We start from the raw sequence: 21,694 nt of genomic DNA, 5'->3' as shown, positions 1-21,694 counted from the left end.
GCCTAGGCTGCGCTATATGACTGCCAAGCGCCGTTGGTATGCTGGGCGCTTGGGGCTGCATCGTACGATTTTACAGCATGCTGCATGGTTGCCAGTAAAGACGCCACGTCAGACAGTGGTGTCTACTATCGCCCATATCAAGCGTCAAAACTTCACTGACGATATGGCCAAAAACCATATAGAGCATATCTTATATCATAAACGTTACCGTCAGTTTCATCATGAGTTGATCAAAGAGATAATATCATTTTATCCAAAAGTGGTATTTGATTTTTTGAAAGGGCAGAAAGAAAAGTCAGGTACGTTAGATAGTTCTTATTATCAGGGTCTATATATTGCGCTTTTACAGCAGCATGATCCACTAAGTACTCATATTGATCATTATTTAAGTGCTTTTTTGGCATATCCAGTAGATGCCGAGTATGCAGATAAAAGCTGTCTTTACAGTAATATCGCCCTTCATACACCACTGGCGAAGCTGGCCAATTTAAATCAAATGCTTACTCATCATCAGCTTGATCGGATAGCGCTGTCCGATGAGCAGCAGCAATTCATGGTGACTAATCTAAGTGTGATAGAGCAACTGAACGAGCAGAAAAAGTCACAAGATAATAATCACCTGCATAAAGTTACCGTTATCGTTACCACTTATAATGCCAGCGAGACAATTGAGAGCTGTATTCATAGTTTGCTGATGCAGACGTGGCACAACTTAGAAATAATAGTCGTTGATGATGCCAGCACTGATGATACACTACAGCGTTTACGGTCTTTGAACAGTCGCTATAAAGATTTAACGGTCATTGCTCTACCGAAAAATGTAGGGACATTTGCTGCCAAAAGCATTGGTGCACAGTATGCGACAGGTGAGTTTTTAACCTGTCAGGATTCTGATGATTGGGCGCATCCACAAAAAATTGCAGAGCAAGTACAGCCATTGATAACAGACGCTAGAGTTATGGTTACGACCTCTCACTGGTTGCGATTAGATCATGAGGGTCAGTACTATGTCAGGCAAGTGTATCCCTTTATGCGCCAAAACCCCGCTTCTCCCATGTTTCGCTTGCAGACTGTCAAACAAGAGACGGGGTTATGGCATATCGTGCGCACAGGGGCGGATAGTGAGTTTTTTGAGCGTTTAAAGCTAGTCTATGGCAATGAGCGCATCGTAGTTGTTAAAAAGCCGTTGACCATCGCCAGTCACCGTCCAAACTCACTCATGACCTCGGAGCAGTTCGGGATCTACAATCGTACAGCGGCCCTGTTTCGCTTAGACTACTGGGAGGCGTGGCGATTATGGCATATAGACAAACTTCATCAAAAAACCAGTTTGACGATGCCAAGTGTCGAAAAACAAGCCAATGCGACACACGCTTTATTTGATGGAATACCAGATAGCATTAAAGTAGAGATGCTGAGCTTAAAAGAAAGTTTGGATGCACATACAGTGTTGAGTAAGCTTTGATGTGAGCCTTAGGCAAAGAACTTGATTAAATACTAACGATAAATATTAAGCCAATAGGATTGTTGAGTCATGAAAAACATCACCCACGCCGTTATCCCCGTCGCAGGCTTTGGTACCCGTATGCTGCCACTGTCCAAATCTGTGCCCAAAGAACTACTGCCACTGGGCAATCGCCCCGCCATTCATTATGTGGTCGAGGAAGCCATCGCTGCTGGTATCAAACACATCGTCCTCGTCGGCCATGCACAAAAGAGTGCGATCGAAAACTACTTCGATATCAATGCCGAGCTAGATACGCAGCTGCGTCATAAAGGCAAAGACGCACTGGCCGATAGCCTCAATTGGCTGCCAGAGGACGTGACGGTGTCGATGATCCGTCAGGGCAAGGCATTGGGGTTGGGTCATGCGGTATTAGCCGCCCGTCCCATCATCGGCGAGCATGACTTTGCCGTGTTATTGCCTGATGTGGTGCTCGATCCATACACCACCGATATGAGCGTGGACAACTTAGCCTTTATGATCGATGCCTTTGCCAACGATGGTCATTCACAGATATTGGTCGAGAGCGTGGCAGATGAGGATGTGCATAAATACGGTATCGCTCAGTTAAGTGAAGACCATAGCGCTACGAGCGATATGGAGGATCAAGTAGAGGCGAATGCGACCTTTAGCGTTGCTGGGTTTGTAGAAAAGCCGAATCTGGCCGATGCCCCATCGAGGTTAGCGGTCGTGGGTCGTTATGTCTTTAGCCATCACATCTTTGATTATCTGGCGCAGACTACCGGCTCGGTCGGCGGTGAGATTCAGCTGACCGATGCCATCGATGCCTTGATTAGTGAATCGGGGGTCAATGTGACGACGATGCGCGGCGACAGCTATGATGCAGGAGACATGCGCTCATACATGCAGGCATTTATCTACTTTGCCGAGCAGCAATTGGCAAAAGGTCAGTAGCCTATGAAAACAGAAAATTCTTGCTGCTGTGGTCCTCAGTCGCCAAATTGGCAGCGCTTGCAATCGCTTGCCAAGCAAACATGGTCCCTTGAACGTTTGTTTGTGCAAGACCCTCATCGTACCGCGCGCTTTAGTGCCCAAACAGGCGCGCTGTATATGGATTATAGCAAACAGCTTATTGACGAGACGGTTTTGACAAGCCTGCTGAGTTTGGCGGCTGGCTGTGATTTGTCAGCTCGCATTGAGGCGCTGATGCAAGGCGCTGCAGTTAATACCAGTGAGGCAAGAGCGGCATTACATACCGCACTACGATTGCCAGCCACGGCCACGCTGCAAGTCGGCGAGCAAGATGTAGTAACTGATGTGCATCGCAGTCTGGCACAAGTGGCTCATATTTCTGAACGCATACGCAATGGTACATGGCGTGGGTTTTCGGGCAAGGCCATTACTGATGTGGTCAATATCGGCGTCGGCGGCTCTGATCTTGGACCTTTAATGGCGACGGCAGCGCTTGATGAATGGGCAAACACACAGATAAAGGTGCACTTTGTTTCTAACATGGATGGTACCCAGCTAGACAATTTGCTTAAGCACTTGAACCCTGAGACCACTTTATTTATTATCTCGTCCAAATCCTTTGGTACGGTGGATACTTTGTCCAATGCCAAGACGGCCTTGTCATGGCTGCTTGCTACTGCCAAACGCCATACAGGTACAGAAAACAGCGTGCTGCGTCGGCATTTCATCGGTATCTCTGCCAATAGCGAAAAGATGTGCGCTTGGGGGATTCATCCTGAGCATCAGCTACAGCTATGGGAGTGGGTCGGCGGACGTTTTTCTTTATGGTCAGCGATTGGACTAGCGATTGCTATTCGTATAGGAATGGTGGGCTTTAAAGAGCTACTTGCTGGTGCTCACAGTATGGATGAGCATTTTTCGCAGGCTGATTTTTCAGAGAACTTACCGGTCCTATTAGGGCTGCTTGCTGTATGGAATAGTACCTTTTTGCACGTCAATGCGCATACAGTATTGCCTTATGATGGTCGATTGGGCTATTTGCCAAGCTATCTAACGCAGCTGGAAATGGAAAGTAATGGTAAGTCCGTTACTCAGTATGGGGATCGTATTAACTATGATACCTGTCCTATTCTATGGGGAGAGATTGGCTCCAATGCTCAGCATGCCTTTTATCAGCTATTGCATCAAGGAACGCAGCAAGTGTCATGTGATTTTATCGCATGTGTGCGCCGTTATCATGGTCCACTAAAAAACACAGCACTACAGCAGCAGCATGAGTTGTCATTGGCTAATTGCTTGGCACAGAGCCGAGTGCTAGCATTTGGTAACGCTGCAATTAGCGAAGATAAGGTAGACGCCTGCGTAGAGATGGATAAGTATAAGCACTATCATGGAAACCAGCCATCTACGACGGTGCTGATCGATGAGTTGAATCCGCATAGCCTAGGCGCACTGATTGCACTTTATGAGCACAAAGTCTATGTCATGGCCAGTATCTGGGATATCAACCCCTTTGACCAATGGGGGGTTGAGATGGGTAAGCAGATGGCGGAGTCCGTATATCATGCCATGCAAGATGAGCGTGAAGGGCAGTTTGATAGCTCCACCGATCAGCTGCTACGCCACATCAATCAGCTATCTTCAAGCCTATAATCATCAGTTTACAAGGTAACATCATGAGCATGGATAATAGTGATAAGCGTTCATCTGACCCGCGGGGCTGGCAAGCAAAGCCAGTAAAGGAACCTGATGTCTGTGTGCTGGTCGGTCATAGTATCGAGGCCATCACCAGTGCGGTGGTGCTGGCAAGCCTCGGTCAGTGCGTGCATCTGTATGCTGATAAAGTCCTACTGGCCCAGCAGTTAGAGCAGTATGGTTTTGAGCATCATCTGCAGGCACTGTGGCAGATGTATGAGCAGCAGCAGCTGATCAGTCACCACGCGTTACCCAATAGTGCAGACCAGCTGTTGCAGCACTATGATAAAACGGGCGATGGCACTCATAACGACGTTGATAATCCGCCCAAACCAGCCAGCGTGGCGCTATATTGGCTATTTTTAGACAGTATTGACGCGATATGGCTAGAGGACGGCTGGATTACCGCCTTTAACCACAGTCATCAGCAGTCGCTACCGCTGATCATGAGCGGTATTCAGGCATTAGGGCAGGTGGCCGCACTGGCACAGCGGCTGCAGCGGGCGTGGGTGTATTATGTGCCCTTTGTGTTTTTAAAAGACGGCGATGCTTATAGCTCGATGTTAAACCCTTCCTTGTGGCTACTAGGCGAAAAAACGCCAGAGAGTAGTCAGCATTTGGCGGTATTAAAACCATTGATGCAGCATGCAAGCGCGTCCCATCATGCCGATATCGCGACCATTGAGTTTGCTCGTAGTAGTATCATGGCGATGCTGGCGACGCGGGTGAGTTTTATGAATGAGATGTCACGCTTGGCAGATAGTCAAAACGTCGATATTGGGCAAGTCAGCCGTATCATGGGTTTAGATCAGCGGGTGGGCAGTAGTTACTTACAAGCTGGGTGGGGCTTTGGTGGCAACACTCTGCCAAGCGAGCTGCAGCAGCTGCAGCAAACTAGCCAAACCCATCGTTTAAATATGCCGCTCTTAGAGTCGGTCATACATATCAATGAAGATCAAAAAGAGCTGATATTTCGTAAGTTTTGGCAGTATTTTGATGGGTTTATCGATAATAAAACCGTGATGATTTGGGGCGGTAGTTATAAGGCTGGCTCAGGACGCACCTCAGGCTCGGCCATTCATCCGTTACTCGCTTTACTATGGTCGTACAATATCCGCACACTGGTCTATAGTGATAAGGCGCAACATGAGCTGACCGTGCTGTATGGGCAGCAGCCGCTGCTGGAGCTGGTTACCCAGCCTTATCAGCATCTAGCAGAGGCTCAGGCTATTTTTATCATCAGTTGGTCGCCGCGCGATCAGTTAGACATTGGCAAAATCAACCAGTACGCCATGCCGATATTTGATGCGCAAAATGCCATGAGCCGCTCACAAATTGCAGCCTTGGTGGGGAGTTATATGGGCATCGGTCGTGCGAAATAAAGGCGCGCTCATATTCACTAGCGAGCCTTTATTATCTGACCATTAACGCTCTTTGTACCAAGGTACAGGCTTTACGCTGGCATCGCCCCTTGTGCCGCCAGCCACTGCTCGATCTCTTGTATCTTATCCGCCAAAAGTGGCTGATCGCCGCGCGTTTCGATATTGAGCCGAATGAGCGGCTCGGTATTAGAAGCGCGCAAATTAAAGCGCCAGTCGCCAAAGTCGAGGCTTAGGCCGTCAAGAGTGGTTTTGCTGGGGTTTTGGTCAGCAAACTTGTCTTCAATGGCTCTAATAATAGCGGGCGCGTCATTTGTGGTTAGGCGAAAATTCATCTCGCCTGAGCTGGGGTAGGCATTGATATAGCCGGTGACCAGCTCCGACAGCGTCTTACCGGTGATGGAGAGCAGTTCAATGGTCAGGAGCCACGGAATCATGCCGCTGTCGCAATAGAAGAAGTCACGGAAGTAGTGATGAGCGGACATCTCGCCGCCATAGATCGCGCCCGACTCGCGCATGACTTGCTTGATAAAGGAATGCCCAGACTTACTGATGACCGCCTCACCCTGATGCGTGTCAATCACCGCTTCGGTGTTGTATATCACTCGTGGGTCATAGACGATGGACTCGTTTGGATATTTATTTAAAAAGGCCTGCGCCAGCATACCCACCACATAGCTACCATCGATAAACTCGCCTGTCTCGTCGAACAAAAAACACCGATCAAAATCGCCATCAAAGGCAATACCCAGATCAGCTTTGTGAGTCAAAACCGCTTGCTGCGTCGCGGCTCGGTTGGCGGTAATCATCGGATTGGGGATGCCGTTGGGGAAGCTGCCATCTGGCGTATGATGCAGTGTGATGATGTCGATCGGCGCGCCCGCTTGCGTTAATTTGTCAGTCAATAAATCAACGACAGGGCCGGCGCTACCATTACCAGAGTTGATGACCAGCTTTAGCGGTTTGAGCTTATCGGTGTCGATAAAGGTCATCAAGTGATTGATATAGGCGCTTTTATCCGTCAGCACCTGCAATGCCCCTGATTTATCACTGCTGGTAAATTGCCCAGACTCTGCCAATGCCTGAATCTCGGCCAGACCATCATCAGCGCTGATGGGTTTTGACTGCTCTTTGACCAGCTTTAGGCCGTTGTAGTTGATAGGATTGTGACTGGCGGTGACTTCGATACCGCCTAAAGCCGCATAGTGGCTGGTGGCAAAATACACTTCCTCAGTACCGGTCATACCAAGGTCGATGACATCGACGCCTGCATCGACTATCCCTTTGATGGCTGCTTGTTTCAGCTTCTCACTTGAGTGGCGAATGTCGCTGCCGATGACGATAGCGGGTTTTAGCGTCGCCAGCTCACTGTCTTGATTAGCGGCCGCTTGCTGATACCGCTGAAACAATATCTGTGCAAAGGCGCGACCAATACGATAAGCGATGTCTTCATCGAGGCTAACGCCGAGCTCACCGCGAATATCATAGGCCTTAAATGAGCCAATCGTCATCGGTGGAAACTCAGGCGCTGGTCGATAGCTGGGGGTGGTAGAGGTGGGCATAATGATATATTCCTTTAATAAACAATAAACAATAAACAATAAACAATAAATAATAAACAGTGAATGGCGGTATTTATCATCCAGCGCCGTAAAACCACGTCCTTCTAGGGGCGTGGATATCAGGCGTCAGCCATTGTCGCCCAGTATGGCGAACCCCTTGATAACCAACTGCATTGAGATCATAATTATTCCATGAAAACGCTCAAACTACGCATCAAAGACAAACATGCCACTCAGCTCAATATCTTAGCTGGGGCGGTTAACTTTGTCTGGAATTACGTCAATGAGCTTAGTTTTAAACATTTACAGCGCACAGATCAATTCTTTTCAGCCTATGACTTGGCCGCTTATACCAAAGGCAGTGGCGAGTATTTAAACTTGCACAGCCAAACCTTGCAAGCGATTAGTGAGGTTCACGCTAAATCCCGTAAACAGTTTAAAAAAGCCAAACTCAACTGGCGCACCAACAACCCAAAGGCCAAGAGAAGAAGTTTGGGCTGGATTCCTTTTAAAAGGACAGCCATAAAACACCTATCAACTCGTCAGTCTGGCAAGAAAAGCCTTAAATCTACTATTCAGCTAAGCCTCGCTAAAGCCAAAAAACTTACTATAGATCTATGGGACAGCTATAATCTCTCGCTCTACAACATCAACACCTGTGAGCTGGTACAAGATGCACGAGGCAGATGGTATGCCTGTATCACCGTCAAAGAATTTCCAAAGATTAAGTGCGGTACTGGCCAAGTCGGTATTGATCTAGGCTGTAAGGATTCAGCGGTCAGTAGTAATGGCGATGTTCTAACCACTAAGCTGACCCATCAATACGCCGAAAAACTGGCCATTGCCCAAAGAGCCAAGAATAAAAAAAGGGTCAAAACCATTCACGCCAAGATTAAAAACACCCGTCAAGATCTGATCCATAAATTCACATCAAAGCTTGTTAAGGCCAACAGCCTAATCGTTGTTGGTAAAATCAAATCAACATCATTCACTTCATCCAAACTGGCCAAATCCGTCTATGATGCTGGTTGGTTTGAGATTAAACGGCAACTGGATTATAAATGCGCGAACGCAGGTTGCCACTATATCGAAGTCAATGAAGCGTACAGCACCCAAACCTGCTCGTGTTGCGGCTCTCGCCAAGACAGTCCGAAAGGTAGCTCAGGGCTTGGTATAAGAGCATGGTTTTGTCGTTCTTGTAAAACGACCCATCAACGTGATGTTAATGGAGCAAAAAACATTCTCGCGGTCGGGCTTGGCCGTCTTTAGTAGGTATCCCCTCACTTTAGGGCGGGGAGGAAGTCAAAAGCCAGTTGCTATTCAATGATACACTAGCTGTCATAGGAACCAACCCGCAAAAACAAGAGCATCTTTTATGAAACCGTTAGAGCAAACCACGTTGCCAGCCACGCCTGTACAGGGCACCCCTGAGGCCACCGGCCAGATTGATGACTTACTTGCCTTGATAGCGCGTCTGCGTGCCGACTGTCCGTGGGACAAAAAACAGACCAATCGTAGCCTGATTCCTTATGCGATTGAGGAAGCCTACGAGCTTGGCGAAGCAGTACAAGCGGATGATGACGAAGATATCAAGGGCGAGCTGGGTGATGTACTGCTGCAAGTGGTATTTCATTGCCAGCTCTACGCTGAGCAAGGGCGTTTTGATATGAGCGATGTGATTGCTACCTTGCAAGAGAAACTCATCCGCCGTCACCCGCATGTGTTTGAAGCGGAGACCCTGACAGACGACGCGGCGGTAAAAGCGCGCTGGGATGAGATAAAGGCGGAGGAGCGGCGAGTCGATGAAGCGCGGGGCAAACCGCGTCGGCGTTTGGATGCGACGAAGGCAGGTAGCGCGCTGATGCAAGCGCAGTCGGTACAAAGCCAAGCGTCAAAACTGGGCTTTGATTGGGAAGGAGTGGTAGGCGCGTTTGAGAAGTTAGAAGAAGAGATCGAGGAGTTAAAGGCGGAGGTTAGGGATAAATCCAAGGCGGAGATAAAAGCCAATATTAGCGATATCGAAAAAGAGCTGGGCGATTGTATGTTTGCGCTGGTCAATGTGGCGCGCAAGCTCAGCCTTGACGCCGAAGCGGCAACGCTGACCTGTGTGCATAAATTTAAATCACGCTTTGGCTATATCGAAGCGCAGCTGGCGGCGGCAGGCAAGCGCCTAGAGGATAGCGATATTGAGGAAATGGATGCCTTGTGGGAGGCGGCAAAACGACATGAACGCTCATCATAAGCCTGGCTTGATCGGTGCTATGCTCAGCATAGCTGTCAGCGCAGTCAGTGCGGCTGCTGCTGGGGCAGTGCTTATCATGACGCTCATGCTAAGCGAGGCTTTGGCAGCGACTTGTTTTGCCAGTCCGCAGCAAGCATACGCGTCTTTATTGGCGCAAGATGCCGCGCAGTTGCAAGCACGCACGCAAACGGTGGTCAATATCAATCGTGCTGGTGAGGGCGGGCTGGTCTCGCTGCACGGTATCGGTAGTAGTAAGGCGCAGGCGATTATTTTATACCGCGAGATGTTAGGCGGTTTTCAGACGGTCGATGACTTGGCAAAGGTCAAAGGCATCGGTCAGAAGACCGTTGAGAAAAACCGAGCGCGCATCAGCGTACAAGATGAATAAAGGCGTTTGGCAATAATCAAGGCGAATATTGACAAAATAGCACGTAAGTAGCGGTCATAACACACCCAGCAGGCGCAAAATTTGTTAAACTAGTCGTTACATCCGCCTGATAAACACTGTGTCTGTTAGGGGTGATCAAAGAATACCGGCGAGGAGTAGATGCATGGCCGAGCGTGCCGCCAAGCAGTTAGAACTGAATAAATCTGAATTACCCAATTCCATTACTGAAGTCATTGCCACATTGACCCGAGCTGGGTTTGATGCCTATATCGTCGGGGGCGGGGTGCGTGACACATTATTGGGTCTGCGTCCAAAAGACTTTGACGCAGTGACGGATGCCAAGCCGCATGAGATCAAAGACGTCTTTGGAAAGCGCTGCCGTATCATCGGTCGCCGCTTTCAATTGGCGCATGTGTATTCTGGCCGTGAGCTGATTGAAGTGGCGACGTTTCGCGGACCACCGACCAACAACGCCAATACCAACCAAGATGGTATGATTTTGCGCGACAATGTCTGGGGCGATATCAAACAAGACTTTGCCCGTCGTGATTTTTCTATCAATGCGCTCTATTATCAACCACTCAAAGGCGTGGTCCATGATTTTTGTGGGGCGCTTGACGATATCGACAATCGCATCATTCGTCTGCTTGGCCACGCGCCTACTCGTATCGAAGAAGACCCTGTACGTCTGCTACGGGCGCTGCGTTTTAAGGCCAAGCTTAGCTTTGAGTTTGATAAAGAGCTCTCCGAGCAGTTCCACGAAAGTAATTGGGCACTGCTTGAGCAAATCTCGCCGCACCGTCTCTATGACGAGACGCAAAAGATGTTTACCGGTGGCTATTTGGTGCCGCTATTGCCGTTATTGTTTGAGTCAGGGGCGATGGATAGTCTGGTCATTTATCCACCTGCTGAGCCAAGCGCACTGGTCAAGCAAGTGGCGATCAATACCGACAAGCGCATCGCTGCTGGCAAAAGCATCAATCCGGCGTTCTTTTATGCGGCGCTGTTGTGGGAAAACTACCTGCACCAGCTAGAAAAAGCCAAAAAACGCAACATGCCTTTTGCCGATGCGCAACTGCACGCCGCTGGCAAAGTCATCGACCGTCAGCGTATCAAAACCGCCATTCCAAAGTTTGCTGAGCAATTTATCCGTGATATCTGGATTTTGCAGCCCAAGCTATCTGCACCACGTAACAAGCAAATCGTCCAACTCTCTGAGCATCCACGTTTTCGCGCAGGCTTTGATTTTTTATTGCTGCGTGAGCAGTGCGGCGATGCTGAGCACCCATTGTCTGAGTCGACCAACGGTATGGGCGAATGGTGGCAGACGTATCAGACGCTCTCCACGTCCGAGCAGCAGCAAGCCATCGCTGATTTTGATGAAAATATCCGCCGCGGCGCTTACAAAAAAGGCCAACGCGGCCGCGGGCGCAATCGCCAAAACCAAAAGTCAGATAGCAGTATCGATAGCGTGACAGATACCGCGTCGTCCAAACCATCAAATGTACATCAAAAAGACAGCGCTGATACAGGCGGTATTCCTGCGCGTCGTCGCCGTGCCAAATCACAGCCAGCGACTAGCAAATCAAATAGTCAGCCAAACAGTAAGTCAAGCGCTGGTCGTCATGATGACAATCAGCCATTGTCGCAGGACGAGGCGGAGCTGGCACAATTGCAGCAATTGTCACTGGCCGCTATCAAGCAGTCGCATAAAAAGCCTGCCGCGCCAAAGCCGTTGTTTGTCATCGAGCACGAAAAAGTCGTACCGCCGCTAAAAAAACAGCTGCCGCAAGATAAAGAGGCGCGGCTTGCTGTTCAAGACAAACAGCAAGCCGCGCCTAAACAGCCGCAAAAACGACCGCAAAAACAATCAAAGACGCAAGTAGAAAACCCATCCACAACACAGCAGACGCCATCGGCTCAAGCCGTTAGCTGCGAGGATAAGCACACAGCCGTCGCATCGATGTCAGATAAGCCTGCGCTCACGGTTGCCCAGTCGCCAGCACTGGTGAGTCTCAATAATGCGCCGATACCTTATCAGCGTCGCCGCCGTCAGCCCAGCAGGACTGCTACTACGACCAAACCGCAAGCGACCGATGCCAGCGAGCAGACGCCCGTAAAACCGGCTAAGGCTTATGCAAAACAAGCGCCAAAACCTGCTGCTCAGTCTACTACCGAAGCTGAGCCGCCAGCTAAGCGCGGCACAGACCATAAAGAAGCCGCTACCACTAAAAAAACAAAAACGTCCGCGCCCAGCGCAAGCAAAAAAACACAAACTGCAATGCCTCAGCCGCTCATCAGTCTGATAGAGACGGATAAAGGCCCGATACCCGCAAAGCGCCGTCGTCGTCAGCCTAGTGCTGAAGGCGCTTGATCGGTGACTGTGAGAGCCAATGGTATGAATAATCGCCTTCATAACAGTCAAAGTGCCGATGGTGCTGTAGACGTCAATAGCACACATGGTCACAGCAGTAATCAGGACGCAGCAGAGTGGGCATGCGCCTATGTGGGGTTGGGTAGTAATTTGGCCAATGAGCTGGGCTCGCCGACCGAACATCTACAGACCGCCCTCAACGCGATACAAGCGCATGCGCAGATACGTCATCTACGGGTATCATCGTTTTATGCGTCAGCGCCGATGGGGCCACAAGACCAGCCTGACTTTATCAATGCGGTCGCGGGGTTTGAGACGACGTTATTGCCGTTGGAGCTATTGGCGTTTTGTCATCAGCTAGAGGCACAGGCAAAACGGGCGCGATTGCGCCGTTGGGGCGAGCGCAGTTTGGATGTCGATATTTTGTTATATGATCAGCTGCAAATGACGGACGCTAAGCTGACCATACCGCATGCTGGATTGTGTGAGCGTAACTTTGTCTTGCTACCGCTACGTGAGATAGCGCCAGAGCTACAGGTATTGGGCAAGCCGATTGCGGACTATCCACCAAGCTGCGATTGGACAGGTCTCAAGTTATTAAAAAGTAACTCATGAGCGGTGCGCTCGCTAGATATTCAGCTGATAATCAAAGGAATTGAGGGCTATATGACGACGTTATCTACGCTAAATAAATTTAAAAAAGAAGGCACCAAGTTTACGTGCCTAACCTGCTATGATGCGATGTTTGCGCGGATGATGGACAAGGCGCAGATTGACACGATCTTAATCGGTGATAGTTTGGGGATGGTTGTTCAAGGCCATGACTCAACGCTGCCAGTTACGGTTGACGATATGGTTTATCATACCGCCAATATCGCTCGGAGTAACAGCAGCGCTTTGATTTTGGCGGATCTGCCATTTATGAGCTACGTCACTTTGCCAGAAGCGGTGGCCAATAGCCGCAAGCTGATGCAGGCGGGCGCGCACGTGGTAAAGATAGAAGGTGGTCGCGAGCTGTGCGAGCTGGTCACGACCTTAGCGCAGGCAGGCACCCCAACGTGTGTGCATTTAGGGCTGACGCCGCAGTCGGTCAATGTCTTTGGTGGCTATAAAATCCAAGGCCGCGGTGAGGCAGCAGCAGACAAGCTACTGGCTGATGCCAAAGCCGTCGTCGACGCAGGCGCAGCGCTGCTAGTATTAGAGTGTGTGCCCGCTGAGCTGGCCAAAGCGGTGACTCAAGCAGTCGCGGTGCCAGTGATCGGAATCGGCGCAGGCGCAGATACTGATGGTCAAGTGCTGGTCATGCATGACATGCTCGGTATGGCGCACGGCCGCGTGCCGCGTTTTGTCCATGATTTTTTGACCGATGAGCGCAATCGTGCTGGCAGTATTGAAGGCGCATTTGCCCTGTATCAGCAGTCGGTACGTGAGGGCAGCTTTCCTACCACCCAGCATCAATTTAGCTAGTTTTAAGTTGGATTGATGATAGTTTGACAATTCTAGTGAGTTTGACTTTGTCTTTGGGCAATTACGATTATTAAGAACAGAAGGCTTTATCATGCCAATCATTTATCAGCAGATATCAGACTTGCGTGCAGCGCTGCAGCCGCATCGCACTCAGCAATCTATCGCTCTGGTGCCGACGATGGGCAATCTGCATGATGGCCACCTTGAGCTGGTAAACATCGCCAAGCAACACGCTGATATCGTGGTGGTAAGTATTTTTGTCAATCCCACACAGTTTGGTGAAGGTGAAGATTTTGATAGCTACCCGCGCACGCTGGACGACGATGTGGCAAAGCTTGCCACAGTGGCAGCGGACTATGTCTTTGCGCCCAGTATCGAGGAGATGTATCCAGTCTTGCCGCCCGCGACAGCAGTGCTGGCAGGGACGATTAGCGCGCAGCTATGCGGGCACTCACGTCCTGGACACTTTGATGGGGTGGGTATCGTGGTGTCAAAACTGTTCAATATCATCCAGCCTGATGCGGCAGTGTTTGGACAAAAAGATTACCAGCAGTTGGCGATTATCAAGCAGTTGGTGCGAGACCTTAGTTATCCGCTAGAGATTATCGCCGCGCCCATTGTCCGTGCTGCTGATGGTTTGGCGCTATCATCACGCAATCAGTACTTAACGGCCAGCGAGCGGCAGGTGGCTCCTGTGCTCCATCAAGCGCTGCAAAGTTTGGCGCAGCAATTACAAGATATAAAGATAGCGCCGCAAGGCTCGATATTGCCGCACATAACGGCGCTACTTGCACAGACGCGTGAGCACCTCACAAATGCAGGGTTTACTGTTGACTATTTACAGATAAAAACCGCTGAGCTGGATGCTATTACAGAGGATTTTGATAAAGATAAGCAAGACATGGTTATTTTGGTAGCGGCATGGCTTGGGCGCGCGCGTTTATTGGACAATCAGCTAGTGACGCTTAAGTAGTCATTATGCAATTCGCCGTCATATCATTAGACATCGTAATATCGCAATGTGCAGGAAGCAATAGCGTCAACTACCGACAACAATTGCCATAGCCGCTCTGTGGCAAAAGCAAGGCCGCTTTTATGATGGCTGAGTAGAGTGGTTTAGTATGTATGGCTTGGATAACCTAGGACAGGTGGATGATGGACATGGATCAACACAATAGCAATCAGCAGGCTTTGGAGCAAGTGCGACGGCCAGCCGCCGCACTTGCACTTAGCATCCTTGTTGTCTCAGGCCGCTCAGGCTCTGGCAAAACATCAGTGCTCAATATCTTAGAAGATCTTGGGTATTATTCTATCGATAATTTGCCTTTGTCTTTGGTGCCACAGGCAGTTCACAAGCTGGTGAGGGAAAGCGGTATACGCCGTATCGCCCTTGGAGTCGATATTCGCACACCGCGCGCTGATTTGTCTAACTTTGCAGAGACTTATGAGGCGCTAAAGGCAACGTATGGCAAGCAGGCGGTCAAAGTCGTTTATGTCACCGCGCAAGAGCATACTTTAATCGCGCGGTTCAATGCCACTCGCCGTGTCCATCCGCTGATGTCGCAAGATGTGGATAGTGATAATGCCCGTCATATCGCCTTTAACCTGCCAGCGGCTATCAAAAGAGAGATAGAGCTGTTAGAGCCGATAGCAGGTCACGCTGATATCAGAATCGATACCAGCAGCTTAAATATCCATCAGTTAAAAGACAGCTTACGTGCGCATATCGGCATGGACAATCAGATTGTCATCAATCTTTTGTCTTTTGGGTTTAAGTATGGCAGCCCTATCGATGCTGATTTTGTCTTTGATGTAAGGGTGTTGCCAAACCCGCATTGGAACCCTGAGCTGCGAGCGGCGACTGGTCTAAATGCAGAGGTCGCCACATTTTTTGCCGACTATCCAGAAGTGGCAGAAATGACCGATGATATCGATCAGTTTTTGACGCGCTGGCTGCCTGAGTTTTTACACAACAACCGTCATACCGTGACGGTAGCGATTGGCTGTACAGGCGGCAAGCATCGCTCGGTGTTTATCACAGATGCTTTGCAGCGCCGTTTGGCACAGAACATGCCAGCAGGGGTCAAGGTGTTGGCCAAGCATCGCGAAAAAAGCCGGTGGTAAACTCCTAGCAGACGTGCACTTTATTATTTTACTATTCATCACTTCGGAACGCTTTTATGATTGACTGGTCAGAACAGGAGATGCGCGTCTCGCGCACAGAACTCAAAAAAGCCCATGAGCGCTTGCAGCAGTTATCCATACCGCTTGCAAGCTTGTCGAAAAAACAGCTAAAAAAACTGCCAGCCAGTGATTATTTTATGGCTGAGCTGATGGCATTGGCGGACATCACCAGTGCCAATGCGCGCAATCGTCAGACCAAGCGTGTGGGTAAGCTTATCGGCGAAGAAAACCGCCACGAGCTTGTCAAAGCGTTGTTTGATGCCTATTTTCCAAAAGAGCAAGTCTCCAAAATCGAGAGCTGGTATGATCGCCTTAATATCAATGACGAAGGCACGCTAAAGCAGTTTGTCAAACAATACAAAGCTTCTGAGCGCAACAGCATGTATCAGCTGTTGTTATGGATTGAGTACGCCAAGCACATGCAAGATGATGAGCTACTAGCAGAATCAGAAGCCGATTTGGCCAGTTATATACGAGAAGTGGCCATCTTGTCGCAGCTCAAAAAATAACTGCCCAGCGTCGCTACCAATACTATAAATTCTATAAACGCAAACAAACAAAAAAGCCAATCATCAAATGATTGGCTTTTATTTATAGGCTTACTATCAGGATATGCGCTAGCGCTGCGATAAGACCGAAGCACTCGGTTAAATTACTTGGTTAAAGGGCTGGGTTTATTTCTTTTCAGCGCGTGCTTTGTCGACCAAATAATCAACGACCTTGGGTACTTTGGCGCTTTCACCGGTGACAACGTATTTGCCTTGTACCACGACTGCTGGCACCCCTGAGAGCTGATAACGCTTTGCGCCAGCTTGTGAGCGGCCGATTTTTGTACCGACGGCAAACGAGTTATATAGGCTGTTAAATTTCTTTTCATCCACGCCTTTTGACGCATACCACTTGCTCAATGATGCTTGGTCAAAGAGTTTTTTGCCGTCTTTATGAATGGCATCAAACAAAGCGTCGTGGGTTTTGTTTTCAAACCCTAATAGCTGGGCGGCATAAAAACCGCGGGCATTGGCTTCCCAAACAGGGTTTAGCGCCGCTGGGGTTTTAAAGAACGCGACATCTTTGTCTTTGGTTTTTGCCCACTTTTCCATATGCGGATTGAGGACGTTACAATGCGGGCAGCCATACCAAAAAAACTCACGAACAATGATGGCGTCACCGCTGATTTTTTCTGGATTGTCGAGCACGCGATAGTCTTTTCCGGCGACATAGTCGGCAGCTTGTGCGCCCATAGTGGCAAGTCCAATAGCCATAGCCAGACCAGTCAGTGTAATGACACGTTTCATACTTTATCCTTGAGATGTATAAACTTAGGGTGATGATGGGTTTTATCGCTTAAACAGGCCAAAAGTGCTAAAAGCTGTATAAACGATATAGTGTCGAGTACGGTCGACCTACCATAGAGTAGCGCCTATGATAACGTAAAACATAGGCGCTTGTGAATCCGATTCTTAACGAATGGTTGTAAAGCTGTGAGCGAATCAATAGCCATGACTCACAATCCGTGACGATGTACCTCACGACAAAGCCGCTACTCTCATGCTAATATTGAGTGTATCGTTGTGCGCGTTGTAAACGTTGTACGACAATCGCTTCATATACGACACTTATAATGACAATAAAGGAAATATCATGAGCTCAGTCCATGCCTCTTCGTCAACTGCCAATGAGCATACCGATAGCCGCGTCAATGATGCCGAGACTAACAGCATCAATGTGGATGCCAGCGAGGTTGATAAATTTAATAAGCTGGCAGGGGAGTGGTGGAGTAGCACGGGCGCCTTTGCGACATTGCACGAAATCAACCCACTACGCCTCAACTGGATAGAAAAAAATATCAAACGCGGCTATCAAAGCGCGCAGTCCTCTGTTGATGAGCAGCACACTGATAAGACCGCCGAGCAGGGTCTGGCGGGCAAAAAAGTACTGGATGTGGGCTGCGGCGGCGGGATATTGTCAGAGTCAATGGCACGCCGCGGCGCAGATGTCACAGGCATTGATTTGGGAACCGAAAACCTAAAAGCTGCCGCCCTCCACGCCGAGCAAAGTGGCCTTGGGCACACGCTGCGCTATCAGCATATCCCTGTAGAGACGCTGGCAAAAACGCACGCCGGTCAGTTCGATGTGGTGACCTGCATGGAGATGCTGGAGCATGTGCCGGACCCTCAGTCGATTGTGCAGGCGTGTTTTGAGCTGCTGGCACCAGGCGGGGTGTGCGTGCTATCGACGATCAACCGCAACCCCAAGTCTTATTTGTTTGCCATCATTGGCGCAGAGTATGTGCTGCGTCTGCTTGATCGCGGCACTCACGATTATGCCAAGTTCATCACCCCCGCTGAGCTTGACAAAATGGCTGGCTATGCTGGATTTAGACGCCAAGACATCATTGGCCTGCATTATAATCCGCTGACCAAACGCTACTGGCTGGCACAAAACGTCGATGTCAATTATATGATGGCGGTACAAAAGCCACTACAATAGCGCCGTCCTCAAGTGATTTTGCCTACATTTATCTTTTAGACTAAGAGCATTTATTATGAGCCAATTTGTAAAAGCGGTTTTATTTGACCTTGATGGGACGTTAATCGATACTGCTGCTGACTTTGTCCGCATCATCGCAAAGATGAGCGGTGAAAACGATTGGCAAGCGCCGCCGGAAGGGCAAATTCGAGAGCAAGTCTCTGCCGGAGCCTCGGCCATGGTGCGGCTGATGCTGCGTCATAATGACCAACTGCAGGCGAGTGATGAAGAGCTGCAGCGCTTTCGTCAGCAGTTTTTGGACGATTATGAAGCAGACATCTGCGTCGATAGCTGCGTGTTTCCTGCGCTCGACGAGGTACTGAGCACACTGGAAGCAAAAGGCGTGCCATGGGGTATCGTCACCAATAAGCCGCGTTATTTGGCCGAGCAGCTGCTCAGTGTGATGCAATTAGATGAGCGCTGCGCGGTCCTGGTCTGCCCCGACGATGTCTCGCGCTCAAAACCTGATCCTGAGCCGATGTATGTGGCCTTAGAGAAGCTCGGTATTCCGCGCGGTGCAGCAGGCTGCGTACTGTATGTCGGCGATCATATACGCGATATCGAAGCCGGTAACGCCGCTGGCATGCCGACGATTTTAGCCGCTTATGGCTATATCCCACCTAAAGACCAAAAAAGCCTAAAAAAATGGGGCGCAGACTATATTACTGAGACGCCTGAAGCGTTAAATAAACTTTTATTGTCTTCGGGGCAGTTCGATTATTTATAGCCTCTACAAGATAAGCACTACAAGCTAAGCCTTAAAAGCCATTTATCGAAATATCAATTAAGCATCCTAACTATTTAATAATAAGCAGTGAGTAATGCCATGAGTGACACTACGAATCAGCCAACCAAACCGCAGAGCAGCACAGACACAGCTGGTTTTACCCAGCCATTGACACATGACGAGATCCGCAGCTTTGTACCCCCTGACAACTGCTTGGATGGCAAGACTATTTTGGTGACAGGAGCAGGTGACGGTATCGGGCGGGTCGCCGCCTTGACCTATGCGCGCTATGGCGCGACTGTATTGTTGCTCGGACGTACCAGCAGCAAGCTTGAGTATGTCTATGATGAGATTGAGAGCTTTGGCGGCAAGCAGCCTGCCATGCTACCGATGAACCTAGAGGGTGCCACTTATGCCGAGATGCAGCAGCTAGAGGGGCTGATCGATAAAGAAATCGGCCAGCTAGATGGTATCTTGCATAATGCTGGTCTGCTTGGGCAGCTGACACCGCTTGAGATGTATGACGTCGATACCTTTGCACAAGTGATGAAGGTCAACTGTACGGCGACATTTATGCTGACGCAGGCGCTGCTACCGCTGCTCAAAGACGCAGACAATGGCTCTATCGTCTTTACCTCTAGTAGTGTGGGCACGCATCCGCGCGCGTTTTGGGGTGCCTATGCGCTCTCCAAGCAGGCAGTGGAAGGTATGAGCGATATCTTTACCCAAGAGACAAAAAACACCACAAATTTACGTTTTAATTGTATCAACCCGGGTGGGACGCGTACCAACATGCGTGCTCATGCCTACCCAGGAGAAAACCCCATGAGCCTAAAAACCCCTGAGGATATCATGGCAGGTTATGTCTGCTTGATGAGTGATGCCAGTATCGGCGTGCGTGGGCAAGTGGTCGCGTTGCAACCAAAAGATTAGTGCTCGCCAATAAGAAAAATGGCTCAGGCACGTCTCATCGTGATTAGCCTATATCTGATGATGGCGTCCTCATCTACCGCCTCTAACTGGTATTGTAATCCATAAAGATATCCCCATCTATTTGTTATTAAAGGCTTTTATTGTTTAAGAGCTAAATAGCATTAATAATAAATAGGATGACGTTATGGCAGGTGGATGGTCAAGAGATGGTGCTGAGCACGAGCAAATGGATGCAACGGTCAACGACGCATTAGAGCGGGCGCGACGGGCTATGCCTAAAGGTGAAAGCGCTGAGTTTTGTGATGAGTGTGGCAATGCGATCCCACAAGCACGGCGACTGGCCGTACCCGGTGTGCAGCACTGTGTCGGCTGTCAGAGCGAGCTTGAAAAAACCGTACGGGCAACGGAGCTGTTTAATCGGCGTGGTAGTAAGGACAGTCAGCTTCGATAGCAGGCACACATGATAAGAGTGAGAGGCTCGCTACCCTAGTGCCACGACCATTGCCATAAGCTGACGATCATAGATTTGCCAGTCGATAGCGACAGGCGTATGGTCAGCGCCATCATTGCTGCCATTGTCAGTACCTTGCAAAATGACCTCCAAGCGGCTATCGCTCTGCGCACCGACTGTACGGGTAGTTAGGCTATCAGGCGTGAAGTTCAGCTGCAACCAACCATCCAAGGTGTATACCACGCCTTTGACGCGTTGCCAGTTTGGTAGCCTCCTTTGTAAGGTATCTGCGGGCAGCACATAATGCGCTGGCAGTCGCCAACCGGCCAAGAGCAGGTCTTGCTGTGTCTCGTGATAACGATAAGGCAGCTCGTTATCGGTATTATTCTGGGCACTACTGCCAGTCAAGGTAGTACCGGCCAACGCAGAGACGGCAGAAGTGTTACCCTGCAATGGCATGCGAAGTGCTGATTTGGCCAATGGCTCAAGCGCAACCTTATGCTGACGGTTTAAGACCTGACTGGGCTTGGTCAACTGCTCGCGTAGCATGGTGATATAGGCTGGTAGCGTGTCATTTTTGTCACTGCTACCATTGCTGCTGTTATCGGGATTATTGCTATGATCGCTATCATGACTAACGGCCGCAGCAGGCTCATGTGCCGCCCAAATGATAATAGCGTGCGGATTCAGTGTGGCTATCCATGCTTGTAGCGCTTGTATTTCGTCGGCGCTTAGATGGTCGTAACGATTGATAATCAGTGCATCGGCCTCTTGCACATGCACCGCAAAGCCCTCATGCTCACGATATTTGGCTTGCTGCCATTGTTTGGCATTTAAGACGGTGAGTACCGCTTGCATCTGTAGGGCAGTTTGCCAATGTGGCTCGCTCAGCTGCTGGAAGAGCTCGCGAGGGTGAGCCAGTCCGGTCGGCTCGATGAGCAAACGCTGCGGCTTGTGCTCACTGAGTAGGCGGCTGATGGCGATTTGTAAGGGTAGCTGACTGGTACAGCAAATACAGCCGCCGCTGACCTCTCGTACGGCGATCGTCTCTTGCGCCGCCTGCCACCAATCAGCACCTTTTAGCAGCGTACCATCAATACCGATACGACCAAACTCATTGATTAAGAGCGCCCAGCGCTGTTCGGTCGGTTTGGTAGTCAGTAAGTGATTGATGAGGGTTGTTTTGCCAGCACCCAAAAACCGTTCCAAAAATCTTACTCAAACCTAGCCAATATTGACTATTAGATAGGTTTGACGTTTTCTTTCTGCTTCATTGTCACGCGCTATTTCTCATTTGAGATTTAGACTGACCACGACTCCACAGAC

At 49.6% G+C, this 21,694-nt stretch carries 20 protein-coding genes; 17 read left to right on the top strand and 3 right to left on the bottom strand.

Going from position 1 to position 21,694, the window contains the following annotated elements; genetic code table 11:
• The first annotated feature begins 16 nt into the window (after positions 1-16).
• The 4 genes from JMX98_RS10915 (at position 17) to JMX98_RS10900 (ending at position 5,514) form a co-directional block, all read left to right on the top strand.
• Positions 17-1,465, top strand: a complete 1,449-nt coding sequence (locus tag JMX98_RS10915; RefSeq protein WP_201586596.1) for a glycosyltransferase family 2 protein — start codon at positions 17-19, stop codon at positions 1,463-1,465.
• A 69-nt stretch (positions 1,466-1,534) separates the two neighbouring features.
• Positions 1,535-2,419, top strand: a complete 885-nt coding sequence (locus JMX98_RS10910) for a UTP--glucose-1-phosphate uridylyltransferase (protein WP_201586595.1) — start codon at positions 1,535-1,537, stop codon at positions 2,417-2,419.
• 3 nt (positions 2,420-2,422) lie between these two features.
• Positions 2,423-4,090, top strand: coding sequence for a glucose-6-phosphate isomerase (gene pgi, locus JMX98_RS10905; protein WP_201586594.1), 1,668 nt, complete (start codon positions 2,423-2,425; stop codon positions 4,088-4,090).
• Positions 4,091-4,119: 29 nt separating this feature from the next.
• A complete protein-coding gene (locus JMX98_RS10900) occupies positions 4,120-5,514 on the top strand; it encodes a UDP-glucose/GDP-mannose dehydrogenase family protein (protein WP_413786552.1) in 1,395 nt (464 codons plus the stop codon).
• Between the two features lie 71 nt (positions 5,515-5,585).
• Here JMX98_RS10900 and JMX98_RS10895 read toward each other — a convergent pair whose 3' ends face one another.
• Entirely contained in the window at positions 5,586-7,073 is a 1,488-nt protein-coding gene (locus JMX98_RS10895; RefSeq protein WP_320157765.1) for a phosphomannomutase CpsG, read from the bottom strand.
• A gap of 192 nt (positions 7,074-7,265) precedes the next feature.
• Here JMX98_RS10895 and JMX98_RS10890 point away from each other — a divergent pair, with 192 nt between their 5' ends.
• The 9 genes from JMX98_RS10890 (at position 7,266) to yjgA (ending at position 16,237) form a co-directional block, all read left to right on the top strand.
• A complete protein-coding gene (locus JMX98_RS10890; protein ID WP_201586592.1) occupies positions 7,266-8,342 on the top strand; it encodes an RNA-guided endonuclease InsQ/TnpB family protein in 1,077 nt (358 codons plus the stop codon).
• A 106-nt stretch (positions 8,343-8,448) separates the two neighbouring features.
• On the top strand, positions 8,449-9,315 hold the full coding sequence (gene mazG, locus JMX98_RS10885; protein WP_201586590.1) for a nucleoside triphosphate pyrophosphohydrolase: 867 nt from the start codon (positions 8,449-8,451) through the stop codon (positions 9,313-9,315).
• A complete protein-coding gene (locus JMX98_RS10880) occupies positions 9,299-9,703 on the top strand; it encodes a ComEA family DNA-binding protein (protein ID WP_201586588.1) in 405 nt (134 codons plus the stop codon). Before mazG ends, JMX98_RS10880 begins: the two co-directional genes overlap by 17 nt.
• A 163-nt stretch (positions 9,704-9,866) precedes the next feature.
• Positions 9,867-12,077, top strand: coding sequence for a polynucleotide adenylyltransferase PcnB (gene pcnB, locus JMX98_RS10875; protein WP_201586586.1), 2,211 nt, complete (start codon positions 9,867-9,869; stop codon positions 12,075-12,077).
• 24 nt (positions 12,078-12,101) lie between these two features.
• On the top strand, positions 12,102-12,692 hold the full coding sequence (gene folK / locus JMX98_RS10870) for a 2-amino-4-hydroxy-6-hydroxymethyldihydropteridine diphosphokinase (protein WP_201586579.1): 591 nt from the start codon (positions 12,102-12,104) through the stop codon (positions 12,690-12,692).
• A 51-nt stretch (positions 12,693-12,743) separates the two neighbouring features.
• Positions 12,744-13,544, top strand: a complete 801-nt coding sequence (gene panB, locus JMX98_RS10865) for a 3-methyl-2-oxobutanoate hydroxymethyltransferase (RefSeq protein WP_201586578.1) — start codon at positions 12,744-12,746, stop codon at positions 13,542-13,544.
• A gap of 91 nt (positions 13,545-13,635) precedes the next feature.
• Positions 13,636-14,517 carry a pantoate--beta-alanine ligase gene (panC, locus tag JMX98_RS10860; protein ID WP_201586577.1) on the top strand — a complete coding sequence of 294 codons (882 nt, stop codon included), beginning with the start codon at positions 13,636-13,638 and terminating at the stop codon, positions 14,515-14,517.
• A 179-nt stretch (positions 14,518-14,696) separates the two neighbouring features.
• Entirely contained in the window at positions 14,697-15,668 is a 972-nt protein-coding gene (gene rapZ / locus JMX98_RS10855; protein ID WP_413786551.1) for an RNase adapter RapZ, read from the top strand.
• Positions 15,669-15,724: 56 nt separating this feature from the next.
• A complete protein-coding gene (gene yjgA / locus JMX98_RS10850) occupies positions 15,725-16,237 on the top strand; it encodes a ribosome biogenesis factor YjgA (protein WP_198337030.1) in 513 nt (170 codons plus the stop codon).
• Between the two features lie 165 nt (positions 16,238-16,402).
• Here the strand turns inward: yjgA and JMX98_RS10845 are convergent, their stop codons facing one another.
• A complete protein-coding gene (locus tag JMX98_RS10845; RefSeq protein WP_075102176.1) occupies positions 16,403-17,023 on the bottom strand; it encodes a thiol:disulfide interchange protein DsbA/DsbL in 621 nt (206 codons plus the stop codon).
• A gap of 346 nt (positions 17,024-17,369) precedes the next feature.
• On the opposite strand from JMX98_RS10845, the gene ubiG reads away from it, so the two are divergent.
• The 4 genes from ubiG (at position 17,370) to JMX98_RS10825 (ending at position 20,368) form a co-directional block, all read left to right on the top strand.
• On the top strand, positions 17,370-18,218 hold the full coding sequence (gene ubiG / locus JMX98_RS10840) for a bifunctional 2-polyprenyl-6-hydroxyphenol methylase/3-demethylubiquinol 3-O-methyltransferase UbiG (protein WP_201586576.1): 849 nt from the start codon (positions 17,370-17,372) through the stop codon (positions 18,216-18,218).
• A gap of 55 nt (positions 18,219-18,273) precedes the next feature.
• Positions 18,274-18,984, top strand: a complete 711-nt coding sequence (locus JMX98_RS10835) for an HAD family hydrolase (protein WP_201586575.1) — start codon at positions 18,274-18,276, stop codon at positions 18,982-18,984.
• Positions 18,985-19,083: 99 nt separating this feature from the next.
• A complete protein-coding gene (locus JMX98_RS10830; RefSeq protein WP_201586569.1) occupies positions 19,084-19,917 on the top strand; it encodes a YciK family oxidoreductase in 834 nt (277 codons plus the stop codon).
• 184 nt (positions 19,918-20,101) lie between these two features.
• Complete coding sequence (locus JMX98_RS10825; protein ID WP_201586567.1) at positions 20,102-20,368, top strand: DksA/TraR family C4-type zinc finger protein; 267 nt, start codon at positions 20,102-20,104, stop codon at positions 20,366-20,368.
• A 30-nt stretch (positions 20,369-20,398) separates the two neighbouring features.
• On the opposite strand, the gene JMX98_RS10820 is transcribed toward JMX98_RS10825, so the two are convergent.
• Positions 20,399-21,577, bottom strand: coding sequence for a CobW family GTP-binding protein (locus tag JMX98_RS10820; RefSeq protein WP_201586565.1), 1,179 nt, complete (start codon positions 21,575-21,577; stop codon positions 20,399-20,401).
• Between the last annotated feature and the right edge of the window lie 117 nt (positions 21,578-21,694).

This window comes from Psychrobacter sp. HII-4, from assembly GCF_904846595.1.
In the GTDB taxonomy this organism is placed as follows: Bacteria; Pseudomonadota; Gammaproteobacteria; order Pseudomonadales; family Moraxellaceae; genus Psychrobacter; species Psychrobacter celer.
Note: the sequence above shows the minus strand (reverse complement) of the source record. Positions and strands in the feature narration are given on the sequence as shown.

What these genes read in the sequence shown, in the direction of transcription:
- JMX98_RS10915 (WP_201586596.1), top strand. Translation starts at nt 17, where the DNA reads ATGACTGCCAAGCGCCGTTGGTATGCTGGGCGCTTGGGGCTGCATCGT.
- JMX98_RS10910 (WP_201586595.1), top strand. Translation starts at nt 1,535, where the DNA reads ATGAAAAACATCACCCACGCCGTTATCCCCGTCGCAGGCTTTGGTACC.
- pgi (WP_201586594.1), top strand. Translation starts at nt 2,423, where the DNA reads ATGAAAACAGAAAATTCTTGCTGCTGTGGTCCTCAGTCGCCAAATTGG.
- JMX98_RS10900 (WP_413786552.1), top strand. Translation starts at nt 4,120, where the DNA reads ATGGATAATAGTGATAAGCGTTCATCTGACCCGCGGGGCTGGCAAGCA.
- JMX98_RS10895 (WP_320157765.1), bottom strand. Translation starts at nt 7,073, where the DNA reads ATGCCCACCTCTACCACCCCCAGCTATCGACCAGCGCCTGAGTTTCCA.
- JMX98_RS10890 (WP_201586592.1), top strand. Translation starts at nt 7,266, where the DNA reads ATGAAAACGCTCAAACTACGCATCAAAGACAAACATGCCACTCAGCTC.
- mazG (WP_201586590.1), top strand. Translation starts at nt 8,449, where the DNA reads ATGAAACCGTTAGAGCAAACCACGTTGCCAGCCACGCCTGTACAGGGC.
- JMX98_RS10880 (WP_201586588.1), top strand. Translation starts at nt 9,299, where the DNA reads ATGAACGCTCATCATAAGCCTGGCTTGATCGGTGCTATGCTCAGCATA.
- pcnB (WP_201586586.1), top strand. Translation starts at nt 9,867, where the DNA reads ATGGCCGAGCGTGCCGCCAAGCAGTTAGAACTGAATAAATCTGAATTA.
- folK (WP_201586579.1), top strand. Translation starts at nt 12,102, where the DNA reads ATGAATAATCGCCTTCATAACAGTCAAAGTGCCGATGGTGCTGTAGAC.
- panB (WP_201586578.1), top strand. Translation starts at nt 12,744, where the DNA reads ATGACGACGTTATCTACGCTAAATAAATTTAAAAAAGAAGGCACCAAG.
- panC (WP_201586577.1), top strand. Translation starts at nt 13,636, where the DNA reads ATGCCAATCATTTATCAGCAGATATCAGACTTGCGTGCAGCGCTGCAG.
- rapZ (WP_413786551.1), top strand. Translation starts at nt 14,697, where the DNA reads ATGATGGACATGGATCAACACAATAGCAATCAGCAGGCTTTGGAGCAA.
- yjgA (WP_198337030.1), top strand. Translation starts at nt 15,725, where the DNA reads ATGATTGACTGGTCAGAACAGGAGATGCGCGTCTCGCGCACAGAACTC.
- JMX98_RS10845 (WP_075102176.1), bottom strand. Translation starts at nt 17,023, where the DNA reads ATGAAACGTGTCATTACACTGACTGGTCTGGCTATGGCTATTGGACTT.
- ubiG (WP_201586576.1), top strand. Translation starts at nt 17,370, where the DNA reads ATGAGCTCAGTCCATGCCTCTTCGTCAACTGCCAATGAGCATACCGAT.
- JMX98_RS10835 (WP_201586575.1), top strand. Translation starts at nt 18,274, where the DNA reads ATGAGCCAATTTGTAAAAGCGGTTTTATTTGACCTTGATGGGACGTTA.
- JMX98_RS10830 (WP_201586569.1), top strand. Translation starts at nt 19,084, where the DNA reads ATGAGTGACACTACGAATCAGCCAACCAAACCGCAGAGCAGCACAGAC.
- JMX98_RS10825 (WP_201586567.1), top strand. Translation starts at nt 20,102, where the DNA reads ATGGCAGGTGGATGGTCAAGAGATGGTGCTGAGCACGAGCAAATGGAT.